General features: G+C 40.4%; 1 protein-coding gene. It reads right to left on the bottom strand.

Annotation, left to right across the window (positions count from 1 at the left end; all coding sequences use genetic code 11):
* Positions 1-3: 3 nt before the first annotated feature.
* Positions 4-17322, bottom strand: a complete 17319-nt coding sequence (locus tag MKY16_RS11835; RefSeq protein WP_340955420.1) for a non-ribosomal peptide synthase/polyketide synthase — start codon at positions 17320-17322, stop codon at positions 4-6.
* Positions 17323-17347: the final 25 nt, after the last annotated feature.

The following is a 17347-nucleotide window of genomic DNA, read 5'->3' as shown; positions in this document are numbered from 1 at the left end:
TTTTTATTCGAAGTTATTCAATACGTCTTCAAACTCATCCATATTCAGATCGTCTACTGTAAAATCACTGAGTGTAGCTTCTGAATAGTCCATTTCTGCACAATGGGTTATTATGTTTACTAAATGCTTTTTAAAACTCACCGCTACCCCTTCAATAGTACTCTTCTCATACTCGCCCTGGTTGTAGCTAAAGTTTAATTCCAGCTTCCCGCCTTCTACAGTTCCGCCGTTAATATCAATACAATACTCACTTTTATAGTTTGGTCCTGTAGACTCTCCGGCAGGAATATCAGACACTCCAAATAAATTGTCTACATTATCCTGGTTGAATTGACCGAGGTAATTGAAGCTTATTTCAGGGTTTAGATTAAAATTTAAATCGGCTTTGTTTTCCGGCAAGGTAAGATATTTTAGTATGCCGTAACCTATCCCTTTGTTAGGTATCTGCCTGATGTTTTCTTTTACCGATTTGATCATGCGGGAAATATCGAGTTGTCCGCTGACATCTAACACCACGGGATACTGGGTGGTGAACCATCCCACGGTCCTGCTTATGTCAATGTCTTTAATGATTTCCTCCCTGCCGTGCCCCTCCAGACTGATCAGAACCTTATCATTTCCGGTCCATTCCCTCACTGCTAATCCCAAGGCGGTAAGCAATATGTCGTTTACTTCTGTGTTATAAGCATGGTTTACCCGCTTTAGCATCTTCTCAGTCTCTTCAATACTCAGCTCGATCTTGACGCTATTGTTATTCATATACCTTCTTTCTTCAATCTCTCGGTCTTTTGGAAGCGGTATTGTTTCAGTTTTTTCCAAATTGGTCCAGTAATTTATTTCTTTTAATAGTTCAGGGCTATTGGCATACTCATCAAGCCTCTGTGCCCAATCTTTGAAAGAGTCGGTCTTGTTGCTGAATTTTATTTCATCATTGTTTAGCGCCTGTCTGTATCCTATGTCCAAATCTTCCAGTATGATTCTCCACGATACCCCATCAACTACAAGGTGGTGAATAGCTATTAGCAGGTGGTCCCCTTCTTTAGTCTTAAACAGACCAACCTTAACTAAAGGACCGTTATACAAGTCCATGCTCCTCTGAATCCTCGACGCTTCCAGCTCTATTTTTTCCCGGTAATTATAGCTGTCCCTAAGGTCTACAATTTCCAATGAAAAATGTTCACCTTCAAGGTTTTTGTTGTATTGGAGTATATTTTGATCCTCTATTTTTACCACTGTTCTAAAAATATCGTGGTGCTCTACAAGCTTTGACAATACTTTTCGAATAATAGCTTCTTCAAATCCGTTACGCCCATATATCATTATTTCCTGATTAAAATGATGGATATCCTTGCTGTCTTGTTTATACAACCATCTTTGTATAGGTGTTATCGGTACTATGCCTTCTACCGGGCCTTGATGAATTCTTCGGCTTGTAGATTGTATATATTCGACGAGTTCCTCAATTACAGGATGTTTGAATAAGTCCCGCATTTCGAGCTTTAGCCCATGGACGTTAAGACGCGACATTACCTGTATGGCTTTTATTGAGTCTCCTCCAAGGCTGAAGAAATTATCTTTTACCCCGATGTTTTCAGTTTTTAGTACGTCTTCCCATACTTTGGCCAGTATTTCTTCTCTTTCGTTTCTAGGAACTACATGCTCTACTCCGGTATTAATATTCCCCTGTGGTTCAGGCAATGCTTTCCGATCAATTTTACCGTTGGCATTAAATGGCAGCTGTTCCAGCTGCATGAAATATGCTGGTACCATGTAGTCAGGTAGTTCGTTTAAGAGATGCTCCCTTAGCTCGGAAATGGTCAATTCATTTTCCCCTACAATATATGCACACAGGTACTTCTTCCCTTGCTGCTCTTCCTTTGCAATAACCACTGCTTCCTTAATAGCAGTGTGCTTCACCAGATGTGCTTCAATTTCTCCAAGCTCTATTCTAAAGCCTCTTATCTTTACCTGGTGGTCGATCCTGCCCATGAATTCGATGTTCCCATCAGGAAGCCGCCTTACTAAGTCCCCTGTGCGGTACACTTTTTCGCCGGGAATAAACGGGTTAGGTACAAATTTTTCTGCTGTCAGTTCAGGTCTATTCAAATAGCCCCTTGCAAGACCGCTTCCACCTATCACAAGTTCACCGGCCACTCCTACAGGAGTTAATTGGTTGTGCTTGTCCAGTATATAAAGGTATACATTCTGTAAAGCTTTCCCTATAGGTACTGTTATAAGTTCTTCTGCTATTTTCTTTGTTATACTGTAACCCGCTGCATATATCGTGGACTCTGTAGGCCCATAGATATTTTCCAGAGATGTGTTCTCTGAGACATCGAAAAGCTCATGGACAAGCTTTTTGGGCAGCGCTTCTCCAGCAGCAAAAATATACCTGAGAGTTGATGGCAGTTTTATACCATTATCTTTTAAAGTTTGTACCATTATATTCAGCATTGATGGTACAAAGTTTACATGGGTTATCTTATGCTTGTTTATTACCTCTACTAACTCCATAGCTTCCTTTTCCACACCTTGGCGTGATATTACAAGCTTTCCTCCGTTGAGGAACCAGCCAAATATCTCAGCTACGGATACGTCAAAGGTATAAGTTGTTTTAAATAGAAAAGCGTCTTCCGCTTTAAGCGGATACATGGCCTGGAGGGCTGTAATTATGTTTACAACGCTAGTATGCTCAATCATTCCACCTTTGGGCTTCCCTGTCGAACCTGATGTATAAATGACGTACGCAAGGTCCGAGGGTTTGTTTACATTTTCAAGCTTTGAGTTCTCTTCATTTAAATATTCTTCCTCCAGATATATAATATCCGCATCAATCTGCTTATTTTCCATAAAGGTCCTGGAGGTCAAAAGGATCTGGGAACCACTATCGTCCAACAAATACTTTATCCTTGTATCAGGATAATTAGGATCTATCGGCAGATACGCCCCTCCAGCTTTCAATATGGCAAATATCCCCACAATCATCTCAAATGAACGTTCGGCCATAATTCCTACAATACGGTCAGGCTTTACCCCTTTGTTCCTCAATACTCTGGCCAAATGATTTGCCTTTCCGTTCAATTCCCTGTAAGTCAAGTGCTTGTCTTCATATACCACAGCTATGTTGTCAGGTGTCCTTTCCACCTGCTCAGCAAACAGCTCATGTATGGTTTTGTCCTGCGGATAGTCTTTCTTAGTATCATTAAAGTCTATCAGCAACTGCTTTCTTTCTTCATGACTTAATATAATAAGCTTGTCAACTGACCCTTTGGGGTTATGGATAAACATATTTAAAATATTAATAAAATAGTCTATACACTCTTCTGCCTGTTTTCTTTCCAATACTTTGTCCGAGTAGATCAAGCTTATATTAAGATCATCGAATGTATTACTTACTGTAAAGTCAAGACTTGTATTGGTTGCTTCATATTCATCAACTGAAATTCTATCTTTAACATCACCGATTTCTTTGTTTATTATCTCGTTATATATATGAAAATCCACATAATTGAATATGGTATCAAATAAAGGATTTTCCTCTTTGTTTTCTTTTCCGCCCAGGATATTTATGATCTCAAATAAAGGCAGTCTTCCATAAAGCTTTAAGTTTATTAATTTCTTTTCTGCAACTTTTACCAATTCCTCCCATATATCGATTTTATCAAAACACATTTTGACGGGAACCGTATTTAAGAAGCACCCCAGCATCTTATCTCCATCTTCGCATACAGGTCTGTTATTTTCTACCAAACCTACGACAAAGTCATCCTCGTATGAAAGCATATTGAGCATATAAGTGTATGCAGCAAAGCAAAGTGTCTTTAAGCTTACATCATATCTTCTGGCAGTACTTCTTAAATCACCTAAAAATTCCTGACTTAAATGGCGTGTTACATGGTCTACTTTATAAGATTTTTTTGTTTTTCCATGAATATTTGCAGGCATATTCAACCTTTTATATTCACTTAATTCCTCTCTCCAATAATTAATTACTTCCTGGTTGTCCTTAATTGTCATTTGGTCTGCTATATAATCTTTATAGCTGCATTTAAGCCGTGTTGGTATATAATCTTTTTCTTGCTTAAGCTTAGAGTATAGGTTTGAAACTTCCGTAATCAATGAAGCAACACTCCAGCCATCCAGGATAGCATGGTGGAATATCAGAACCAGACAAATATGGTTTGCGTCAAGTTTGAATATTCTTATCCTCCAAAGGGGCTTTGATATATCAAACGGATTCGCTCTGTCATTTTCCAAATATTTGTTTATATACTCAACCTGCCCTGTCCTGCTAAAATTCATGATATCTATCTGCTCAATATCAAGACTACTGCCCTTGTAAACAATTTGCACAGGAGTTTCAAAATCCTCTAAATTAAAAACCGTCCTTAAAATATCATGTTTTGACGTCATTAGAAGCATCGCTTCTTTAAATGCTGGGAAATCAAAGTCTTTGTCATTCAGATGAAATGCAAATTGGTCATGATAAACTGCATTTTCATAGTCTTTTTTGGAATGATAAATCATACCCAGCTCTATGTGACTCATCGGATATATATCTTCCATGTCCGAAGGTAACTTTTCTGAGAGAGTTTCATTCATCAATATTCGCTGTTTAAATAACTCCAGTTCTTCCCTTGCTTTACCCATCTTACTGTTAAAAGCTTCCGTATCTTTTACTTTTAAGAATGCAGACAATCTCTCAATATCAGGATTCATGTATATATCCCTGATTTGGATGTTTATATCCAATTTTTTGCATATTGTGCTGACTAATGATATTGCACGTATAGAATCTCCGCCTATTTTAAAGAAGTTGTCCCTTATTCCTACCTGTTTTGCTCCAAGCACTTCCTGCCATATTTCAACCAGTTTCTCTTCCACTTCATTCCGCGGCGCTACATATTCTGTTCCCGTACTCATACTTCCGTCAGGCTCGGGCAATGCTTTCCTGTCTATTTTTCCATTAGGGGTCAATGGCAGCTTTTCCATCTGCATAAAGTAAGAAGGGATCATGTAGTCCGGGAGCTCTTTTGACAAGTGTTCCCTCATCCCCTGTACGGTTATTTCTTGATCCGGTACGACGTACGCACAAAGATACTTATTTCCGTCAGCTCCTTCTTTGTCCAATACCACTGCTTCTTTTATTGTTTCATGCTTTAATAACCGGTTCTCTATTTCACCCAGTTCTATCCTGTAGCCTCTTATCTTTACCTGATGGTCGATCCTGCCCAGGTATTCTAGGTTGCCGTCAGGCAGCCACCTTGCCAGGTCACCTGTCCTGTACATCCTTTCACCCGGTGCGAATGGGTTTGCTGCGAATTTTTCTTCTGTAAGTTCCGGTCTGTTCAAGTACCCTCTTGCCAGTCCATCCCCTGCTATACATAGTTCTCCCGCTACTCCTATCGGCTGCAGGCCCTTTTCCTTACTGACAACATACAACTTAATGTTATCTATGGGCTTTCCTATTGGTACAAGCTCCAATTCTTCTTCCGTGGAGCAGCCAAAGTAGGATACATCTACTGTTGCTTCTGTTGGTCCGTACAGGTTATGCAGGCTTGTTCCTTTTTCTTTGTACAGCAGCTTGTTGAACTTTTCTACTTGCTTCAGGTTCAGTGCTTCTCCACTGGCAAATACCTGCTTTAAGCTTGCTATTTCCTCTATTATCCCCTTTTCCTCTACATACTCTAAAAATACACTCAACATGGATGGTACAAAGTGCATTGTGGTAACTTTATTTTTTTCGATTGCCTTCACGATTTCTTCCGGATTTTTTTCTCCTCCCGGTATCAGCAGGCAGACTTTGGCCCCAGTAAAGCTCCACCACAATAATTCCCATACCGATACGTCAAAGGTATAGGGAGTTTTCTGCAGGATCACATCACCTTCAGCTATCGGGTATTGCTTCTGCATCCAGTTGATCCGGTTGATTACGGAGTAGTTCTCTATCATTACCCCTTTGGGTTTGCCGGTAGAACCGGATGTATATATTACATAAGCCAAGTTTTCAGGTTTACTAATTAACTTTGGATTTGATACATCCCCAGTAAATAGTTCCTGATTTTCTATGCTAATAAATTCAGCATTTCTGTAACTACCTTTAGCATTTATAAATTTATCCTGTATCAGAATAATTTGGCTGCCACTGTCATCAAGCATAAACTGGATCCTGTCTTCAGGGTATTCAGGAGCTATGGGTAAATAAGCCCCCCCAGCTTTTAGGACAGCCATGATCCCTATGATCATTTCCGGGGAACGTTCTACCATAATTCCCACTACACTATCAGGTTTTATTCCCTTTTCTCTTAATTTTCTGGCCAGTTGGTTTGCCTTTTCGTTTAGCTCCCTATAAGTCAGCTGTTTATCTTCAAACACTACAGCAATATTATTGGGTGTCCATTCCACCTGTTCCTCAAAAATCTGATGGATGGTCTTTTCCCGAGGGTATCCTGCTTTTGTATTATTAAATTCATATAATATTTGATGTTTTTCGTCTTGTGACAGCATATCAATTTCTAATAGCCTTTTTTCAGGAAAGGCTGCTGCCTCTTCCAATACATTAAGGTAATGGGCAATAAGCCTTATAACTGACTCTTTCTTAAACAACCTGGTAGCATACTCCAATTCAAATGCAATACCGTCCTCTGTTTCCTCAGCGTTTAAAGTCAAGTCAAACTTGGATATTCTTACTTCACTGTCATAGGGCATAAACCTTAGCCCATCCATCTTCACTTCTGATGCCTCGATATTTTGCAGTACAAACATAGTATCGAAAAGTGGATTTCTGCCCAGATCCCTTTCCAGGTTAAGCTTATCTACCAGTTCTTCAAATTGGTAATCTTGGTTTTCGTAAGCCCTTAAGGAGTTTTCTCTTACTTCATTAAGGAAGTCCACAAAAGTCTTTCCACCTTGAGGGTGATTCCTCATGGCTAGCGTGTTTACAAACATACCAATAACGTCCTGAAGATCAGTATGCGGCCTTCCTGCAACGGGACTTCCAACTATAATATCTTCCTGTCCGGTGTACTTGGATAAAAGGACATTGTATGAAGCTAAAAGTACCATGTAGAGCGTGGCACCATTATTCACTGCAAGTTTGTTCAGTTTAACAGCAAGCTCCTTGCCTGCTTTGAAACTGATCACATCTCCCTCAAAACTCTGTATAGCTGGCCTAGGGTAGTCTAGCGGCATATTAAGCAAAGGAATTTCTCCTTTGAATACTTGGAGCCAGTATTCTTCCTGCTTACTAATTGTCCCATCAGCAAACAGCCTGTTCTGCCATACGGAAAAATCCTTGTACTGAATCTTAAGTTCCGGAAGTTCCTTACCTTCATACAGGCTCATAAATTCTCTTACCAGTATGTCGTCAGACACCCCGTCAGATATAATATGGTGCTTATCAAACATCATAATATATCTGTCTTCTCCAACTTTTATAAGCCCAACCCTAAGTAAAGGAGCCTCATCAAGGTCAAAGGTCCTAATAAATTCACTGGCTATTTTCGCAGCTCTTTCCTCATCGGTTTCCATATACATAACACTAAAATCCACATTGCTATGGACCTTTTGTACCGGTTTACCATCTATCATATGGAATGAGGTACGGAAAGACTCATGTCTGTCAACAAGCTCCCTAAAAGCCTGTTCAAAGCGCAGTTTATCGAGTTTGCCTTCAATTAGCATAATACCAGGCATGTTGTATGCCATCCCAACTGCGTCAAGCTGGTTTAGAATATACAGCCTTTTCTGGGCGGATGAAATTGGATAGTACTCCATCTCCCCAGCCGGCCCAATAGAATGAAATACACTCTCCTTTGCAATCTTGATGCACTCGGCAACTTCAGACATATTTGGGCTCTTAAATATTTCTTTAAGCGGTATGTTTACATTGAACTCTTTGTGAATCCTGGCAATAAGATTTGCTGCCCTTAAGGAATGTCCCCCCAGCTCAAAGAAATTGTCGTTTCTTCCCACTTTCTCTATACTAAGGATATCCTGCCACAACCCCGCAAGTTTCTCCTCCACTTCACCCAAGGGTGCGACATACTCTATTCTAGCATCGATATTGCCGTCAGGTTCGGGCAATGCCTTCCTATCTATTTTGCCATTGGGAGTCAGCGGCAGCTTTTTTAACTGCATAAAATAGGATGGTATCATATAGTCTGGAAGGTCCTTTAAGAGATGTCCCCTTAGTTCTGCTATTGTTAATTCATTTTCCCCTGCCACATAGGCACACAGATACTTGTTTCCCTTCTGATCTTCCCTTGCAATAACCACTGCTTCCTTTATTGAAACGTGCTTTAGCAGTTGTGCTTCTATTTCCCCCAGCTCTATTCTAAATCCCCTTATCTTTACCTGATGATCTACTCTTCCTAAAAATTCCATATTCCCATCAGACAGCCATCTGGCCAGATCCCCTGTACGATACATCCTTTCCCCTGGTATAAACGGGTTAGGTACAAATTTTTCAGCTGTCAGTTCGGGCCGGTTTAGATATCCCCTTGCAAGCCCTTCTCCCCCTATGCACAACTCACCCAAAACCCCTGTAGGCTGAGGTCTCAAGTGTTTGTCAACAACGTAGTATTTTATATTTTGCATTGGCTTTCCGATAGGTACACTCCCGGATTCCAAATAGCTTCCCAGTCTCTTTTCGTAATAACTGGAATCTATGGTGGACTCAGTAACCCCATAGCTATTAACAACCCGCAGTTTCTCTCCATACCAGGATTGTAATCTTTCATAATCTTCCACAGAGAGAGTATCTGATCCAAGTATAAGCAACTTGAGGCTATCAATAATCAAAGCATTATCATGGATATAATCCATAAGAGGAATAATCAGTGCCGGTGTGGATTCAAAGATGGTTATTTTATGGGTTTTAATAAGTGAATATAATCGTGCAGGATCGTATCTCTCCTCGGATGAACAAATAACCATTTGGCCTCCGTTGAGCAGCGTTCTCGAAACATCTCCCACAAATACATCAAAAGAAAAACTTGCGATTTGCAACAGCTTTACATCCATATCCGCAAGCCTATATTCCTTTTTCCATGCGTAAGATATGTTGACAAGACTTCTATGCTCTATCATGATCCCCTTTGGCTTTCCTGTGGTTCCTGATGTATAAATGACATATGCTAAATTACAAGATTTATTAATGACAGGAAGATTTTCTGTTCTCCCGTTGTAATTCACACAGTCATCAAAGCTTATAATATCAAGATCAAATTTAATTTTTTCTTTATGATGTTCTTGCGTAAGAATAATTCCAGCCAAGCTGTCATCGATCATATATCTGATTCGTTCTTCAGGATATTCGGTGTCTATGGGTAAATACGCGCCTCCTGCTTTAAATACAGCAATTACACCTATTATCATTTCTATGGATCGGTCTACCATTATAGCTACTACACTGTCAGGTTTTAATCCCTTGTCCCTTAAGATCCAAGCCAGTTGATTGGCCTTTTCATTAAGTTCTCCGTAAGTCAAGTATTTATCTTCAAATACTACTGCTATGTTATCAGGCGTCTTTTCCACTTGTTCTTCAAATAGCTCTTGTATGGTCTTATCCTTAGGATATTCTACTTTTGTATCATTGAAGCCATAGATTATTTGCTGTTTTTCCTCCTGGGACAACATATTTATTTCCGACAACCTTTTAAACGGATTTGCGGTTATCTCTTCCAACACGTTAAGGTAATGAGCCGCCAACCTTTTTATAGTCTCTTTTTTGAAAAGCCGAGTACAATATTCAAAGCTAAAAGCCATACCATCTTCACGCTCTATTGCATCAATGGATAGGTCAAATTTTGATATTCTATACTCTAGCCCGTTATTAAAAGGTCTGAAGCTTATACCAGGTACTGCAAATTCTACCTTAGAGGCATTTTGCATGGTAAACATAGTATCAAACAGTGGGTTTCTGCTCATGTCCCTCTTCAAGTTAAGCTTCTCAACCAGTTCTTCAAATTGGTAATCCTGATTGTCATAAGCCCTTAGAGCGTTTTCTCTTACTTCATTCAAGAATTCTACAAAGGTACTATCTCCCTTGGGGTAATTTCTCATAGCCAAGGTATTTACAAACATACCAAGGATATCCTGCAGGTCTGAATGTGGCCTTCCGGCTATAGGGCTTCCAACGATTATGTCTTCCTGTCCGGTGTGCTTAGACAGCAATATGTTGTATGCCGCGAGCAGTGTCATGTAAAGCGTAGCCCCATTATCCCTTGCAAGCTTGTTTAATTTATTCGTAAGCTCACTGCCTGCTTCAAAGCTAAAAAAATCCCCTTCAAAGCTTTGTATTACAGGCCTTGGATAGTCTAGCGGCATATTCAGTACAGGTATTTCTCCCTGGAATGCTTGGAGCCAGTATTCCTCCTGGCTGCTAATTCCGCCCTCATCAAACAGTTTATTCTGCCATACAGCGTAGTCCTTGTACTGTATCCGAAGTGCTGGAGGGTTGTTTCCTTCATAAAGATCCATAAACTCACGAATCAGTATGTCCATGGAGACACCATCGGATATAATGTGATGCATATCAAACATCATAAGATGCCTGTCTTCTCCCGTTTTTACAAGCTCTACCCTTAGCAGAGGAGCCTTGCCAAGATCAAAAGGTCTGGCAAATTCCCCAGCATACTCTGCGGCTTTTTCTTCGTTAGTTTCAAAGTACATCACGCTGAATTCCACATGGTCATGAACCTTCTGGACCGGGTTACCATCGATCATGTGGAACGATGTTCTAAGAGTCTCATGCCTTTTTACCAACTGCCTGAAGACTTCCTGGAAACGCGCTGTATCAATGCTTCCTTCCAGCAGCATAATACCAGGCATGTTGTATGCTGTCCCTGCCCCTTCAAGCTGGTTTAGTATATACAGCCTTCTTTGTGCAGATGACATAGGGTAGTATTCCATTTCTCCTGCCGGTTGGATTGACTGATATAGGCTCTCCTTTGAGTCTTTAATATATCTGGCAATTTCTAAGATGGTTGGTGTCTTGAATATTTCCTTAAGAGGTATGTCTATATTGAACTCTTTGTGAATTCTTGCTACAAGGCTTGTTGCCTTTAACGAGTGTCCCCCAAGCATAAAAAAGTTATCATTTCTTCCTACCTTCTCTATTCCAAGGATATCCCGCCACAACAGCGCAAGTTTCTCCTCTATTTCTCCCGAAGGTACTACGTATTCTACGCCGGTATTAACATTGCTATCGAGCACAGGCAATGCTTTCCTGTCTATTTTTCCATTAGGGGTCAATGGCAGCTTTTCCATCCGCACAAAGTAGGAAGGGATCATGTAGTCCGGGAGCTCTTTTGACAAGTGTTCCCTCATCCCCTGTACGGTTATTTCTTGATCCGGTACGACGTATCCACAAAGATACTTATTTCCGTCAGCTCCTTCTTTGTCCAATACCACCGCTTCTTTTATTGCTTCATGCTTTAATAACCGGTTCTCTATTTCACCCAGTTCTATCCTGTAGCCTCTTATCTTTACCTGATGGTCGATCCTGCCCAGATATTCTAGGTTGCCGTCAGGCAGCCACCTTGCCAGGTCACCTGTCCTGTACATCCTTTCACCCGGTGCGAATGGGTTTGCTGCGAATTTTTCTTCTGTAAGTTCCGGTCTGTTCAAGTACCCTCTTGCCAGTCCATCCCCTGCTATGCATAGTTCTCCCGCTACTCCTATCGGCTGCAGGCCCTTTTCCTTACTGACAACATACAACTTAATGTTATCTATGGGCTTTCCTATTGGTACAAGCTCCAATTCTTCTTCCGTGGAGCAGCCAAAGTAGGATACATCTACTGTTGCTTCTGTTGGTCCGTACAGGTTATGCAGGCTTGTTCCTTTTTCTTTGTACAGCAGCTTGTTGAACTTTTCTACTTGCTTCAGGTTCAGTGCTTCTCCACTGGCAAATACCTGCTTTAAGCTTGCTATTTCCTCTATTATCCCCTTTTCCTCTACATACTCTAAAAATACACTCAACATGGATGGTACAAAGTGCATTGTGGTAACTTTATTTTTTTCGATTGCCTTCACGATTTCTTCCGGATTTTTTTCTCCTCCCGGTATCAGCAGGCAGACTTTGGCCCCAGTAAAGCTCCACCACAATAATTCCCATACCGATACGTCAAAGGTATAGGGAGTTTTCTGCAGGATCACATCACCTTCAGCTATCGGGTATTGCTTCTGCATCCAGTTGATCCGGTTGATTACGGAGTAGTTCTCTATCATTACCCCTTTGGGTTTGCCGGTAGAACCGGATGTATATATTACATAAGCCAAGTTTTCAGGTTTACTAATTAACTTTGGATTTGATACATCCCCAGTAAATAGTTCCTGATTTTCTATGCTAATAAATTCAGCATTTCTGTAACTACCTTTAGCATTTATAAATTTATCCTGTATCAGAATAATTTGGCTGCCACTGTCATCAAGCATAAACTGGATCCTGTCTTCAGGGTATTCAGGAGCTATGGGTAAATAAGCCCCCCCAGCTTTTAGGACAGCCATGATCCCTATGATCATTTCCGGGGAACGTTCTACCATAATTCCCACTACACTATCAGGTTTTATTCCCTTTTCTCTTAATTTTCTGGCCAGTTGGTTTGCCTTTTCGTTTACTTCCTTATAAGTCAGCTGTTTATCTTCAAACACTACAGCAATATTATTGGGTGTCTTTTCTACCTGCTCTTCAAACAGTTGATGTATAGTCTTATCCTTAGGATACCGGACCTTTGTATCGTTAAAGTCATATAGTATTTTCTGCTTTTCTTCCTGTGAAAGCATATCAATTTCTGACAATCTTTTCCCAGGATAAACCGTTATCTCTTCCAGAACATTAAGGTAATGGGCTGCAAACCTTTCTACAGTCTCTTTCTTGAACAGCCTTGTGGCATATTCCAAATCAAATGCAATACCTTCCTGGGTTTCCCGAGCATTTAATGTCAAGTCAAATTTGGATATTCTAAATTCATTTGTATAGGGTATAAACTTAAGCCTATCTATCTTCAATTCTGATGAGCCGGTATTTTGCAATACAAACATAGTATCAAAAAGAGGATTCCTGCTCATATCCCTCTTTACATTAAGCTTTTCCACCAGTTCTTCAAACTGGTAGTCCTGATTTTCATAAGCCCTTATAGAGTTTTCCCTTACTTCCTTTAGAAACTCAGCAAAGGTCTTTTCTCCCTGGGGATAGTTCCTCATGGCTAAAGTATTTACAAACATACCTATTATGTCTTGTAAATCTGTATGAGGTCTTCCAGCTATAGGGCTTCCCACTATAATATCTTCCTGCCCCGTATACTTAGACAGCAGTATGTTGTATGAAGCAAGCAATGTCATGTAAAGAGTAGCCCCATTATCCCTTGCAAGCTTAATAAGTTTTCCCGTAAGCTCACTGCCTGCTTCAAAACGGATAAAACCTCCGTCAAAGCTTTGAACCGCAGGCCTTTGGTAATCTACTGGCATATTCAGCACAGGAATTTCTCCATTAAATTCCTGGAGCCAGTATTCCTCCTGCTTCTTTATTTTGTCCCCAGCAAATAGTTCCTTCTGCCAAACAGAATAGTCCTTGTACTGTATACGGAGGGAAGAAGGGTTATTTCCTCCATACATATCCATGAACTCATGTACCAGTATATCCATGGACGTACCGTCAGATATGATATGGTGCATGTCAAACATCATGACATGCTTGTCTTTTCCCGTTTTCACAAGGCCTACTCTTAGCAGCGGAGCAATTCCAAGATCGAACGGCTTTATAAATTCTTTTACGATTTCCCCCACTTTTTCTTCGTCAGATTCTAGATACACTACACTAAAACCCACAGGATCATTGATCTTCTGGACGGGTTCACCCTCTATGAAATGGAAAGATGTTCGAAGGGTCTCATGCCTATTTATAAGCTGTTGGAAGGTCTTCTGAAAAAGCTCCAGATCAATACTGCCTTCAACCAGCAAGCTGCCTGGCATATTGTATGCTGTCCCTGCTCCTTCAAACTGATTTAATATATACAGCCTTCTTTGGGCTGATGACATAGGGTAGTATTCCATCTCTTTAGCAGTTTGGATGGATTGATATATACTCTCCTTTGCTTCCTTCATATACCTTGCTATTTCCGCTATAATTGGAGCCTTAAATATTTCCTTAAGAGGCATGTCTATATTGAACTCTTTGTGAATTCTCGCTACAAGGCTTGTAGCCTTTAAAGAGTGTCCACCTAACATAAAGAAGTTGTCATTTCTTCCTATCTTCTTAATTCCAAGGATGTCTTGCCAAATCAGTGCAAGCTTCTCTTCAAATTCGCCTATAGGCGCTTCATACTCTATTCCCGTATTTATATTACCTTCGGGTTCAGGCAATGCCTTCCTGTCTATCTTGCCATTAGCTGTCAATGGCATTTTTTCAAGCTGCACAAAGTATGATGGTACCATGTATTCGGGCAGTTCTTTTAAGAGATGCTCCCTTAGTTCTGATATTGTCAGCTCATTTTCTCCCGCTATATATGCACACAGGTATTTACTGCCCTGATGGTCTTCCTTTGCAATCACCAAAGATTCCTCAATTGAAGGATGCTTTAGCAGTTGTGCTTCTATTTCACCAAGCTCTATCCTAAAGCCTCTTATCTTTACCTGGTGGTCTATTCTACCCAGGTATTCCATTTCTCCATCAGATAATAACCGGACCAGGTCTCCAGATCTATATAACCTCTCTTCCGGCTTGTACGGATTTTGAACGAACTTTTCCTTTGTAAGCTCCGGTCTTCCAAGATATCCTCTGCAAACTCCGTCTCCTCCTACACAAAGCTCTCCGGCTACTCCAATGGGAACAACTTTCATGTTCTTATCCATTACATATGTTGTAAGGGTTGGTATAGGCCTTCCTATGCTGCTCACATTAGATCTAATTTCTTCCTCTTCTATCTCTTTATATGTGACATGCACTGTTGTCTCGGTTATTCCATACATATTGATGAGTCTAGTCTGCGGGTACTTCTTTCTCCATTCCTTCAACAATGCAGGCTTTAATGCTTCCCCTCCGAATATGACATATCTTATCTTAAGTTCTTTTTCTTCATATGATACTTCTTCATTGGCTATATTATAGAAGGCTGAAGGTGTCTGATTTAATACGGTCACCTTCTCATTCCTTAGAAGTCTCAGATACTCTACATTGCTGCGTGCTGTCATTTTAGGAACTACCACCAATCTGCCCCCATATAACAACGCCCCGTACATCTCCCATACGGAAAAATCGAAACTCATAGAATGAAACATAGTCCATACATCATTTTCGTTAAAATCAAACTGCATTTTACTGTTAAATAACAGCCTTACTATGTTTCTATGCTCTATCATTGCCCCTTTGGGTTTACCTGTAGAGCCTGAGGTATATATTAAGTAAGCTAGATCGGAAGGTTTATTTACCTCCGATAAGTTATATTGTTCATCTGAATATTCCTGCTCATCTTCTAAATTTATTACTGTACCTATTGATGTATATTTGTCTATAAAATGTGATTGGGTCAACAGGATCACTGCCCGGCTGTCTTCCAGCATATGACTTATTTTTTCCTCAGGATAATCTGGATCTATGGGAAGATATGCCCCTCCTGCTTTTAATACCCCTAGGATTGCTACTATCATCTCAAGTGAGCGTTCTGCCAGAATACCTACGATACTGTCCGGTTTGACTCCTTTAGCCCTTAATACATGGGCCAACCCATTTGATTTTTTATTGAGTTCACTATATGTAAGCTTTTTACCCTCAAATACCACAGCTACATGATCAGGGTTCTTCTCTGCCTGCTCTTCAAAAAGCTGATGGATAGTCTTGTTTTTAGGATACTGTGCCTCTGTAGCGTTAAAGGTATATAGGATTTGCTGTTTTTCTTCCTGTAACAGTACATCAATTTCCCACAACCTTTTTTCAGGGCATGCCGTTATCTCTTCAAGAACGGTTAAGTAATGGGTTCCAAACCTTTTTATTGTCTCCTTCTTAAACAGCCTGGTACAATATTCAAGGTTAAATGTTATACCTTCTTGACCCTCTACCACTTCAAGCATAAGGTCAAATTTTGCCTTTCTGCCTTCCAGCCAGTTGTTGTATTGTTTGAAGTTTATACCCGATGCTGCAAATTCTGTCTTGTTTGAAGTGCGCAGTGCAAACATAGTGTCAAAAAGAGGATTCCTGCTCATGTCCCTCATGAGATTAAGTTTTTCTACAAGTTCTTCAAACTGGTAGTTCTGATTTTCAAAAGCCAAAAACGCATTTTCCCTTACTTCCTGCAAGAATTGGACGAAGGTCTTTTCTCCCTCAGGATAGTTCCTTATGGCCAAGGTATTTATAAACATACCAATGATACCCTGCAGGTCAGCATGGGGCCTTCCGGCTACAGGACTTCCAACTATGATGTCTTCCTGTCCAGTGTATCTGGACAGGAGTACGTTATATGCAGCCATCAGTACCATGTATAAGGTAGCTCCATTATCTGTTGCAAGCTTATTTAGTTTGACTGAAAGTTCAGGGTTTATTTCAAAGCTTACAGCATCTCCTTCAAAACTTTGTACCGCCGGTCTTGGATAGTCAGTAGGCATATCCAGTACCGGTATATCACCCTTAAATGTCTGGAGCCAGTATTCTTCCTGCTTCTTTATTGAGTCTCCGGCAAACATCTCCTTCTGCCATACAGAAAAATCCTTGTACTGTATCCGTAGTGGCAAAAGGGTCTTCCCTTGGTACAAATCCAAAAACTCACTCATAAGTATATTGACTGATATACCATCTGATACTATGTGGTGCATGTCAAACATCATAACACGCCTGTCTTCGTTCGTTTTTACAAGTCCTACTCTCAGTAATGGAACTTGGCTAAGATCAAAGGGCGTTATGAATTCTTTGACTATTTCTGCTGCTTTTTCTTCATCCAGTTCCAGGTACGTAATACTGAAATCCACGTAATCATGAACCTTTTGTACTGGTTCACCCTCAACCATATGAAATGATGTGCGCAGAGCCTCATGTCTTTTTACTAGCTCCTTGAATGCCTGTTCGAAGCGTACTGCATCAATGTTTCCTTCCAGCAGTACGACGCCTGGCATGTTATATGCAGTACCTGCTCCTTCAAGCTCGTTTAGTATATACAGCCTTTTCTGGGCAGATGACATAGGGTAAAATTCCTGCTCTCTGGCAGAAGGTATTCCAGAAAAGGCATTTGGCGTATATTTTGAAACATCTTTTCCTTTTTCTTTTAGCATCGTCTCAAATAGCTTTCTTTTTTCTGGAGAAAGAGATTCTATTCTTTTCATCAAATTATCCATAACTTCGTCCCTCTTCTCTATTTCA

Source organism: Paenibacillus sp. FSL L8-0641 (genome assembly GCF_038006265.1).
In the GTDB taxonomy this organism is placed as follows: Bacteria; Bacillota; Bacilli; order Paenibacillales; family Paenibacillaceae; genus Paenibacillus; species Paenibacillus polymyxa_D.
Note: the sequence above shows the minus strand (reverse complement) of the source record. Positions and strands in the feature narration are given on the sequence as shown.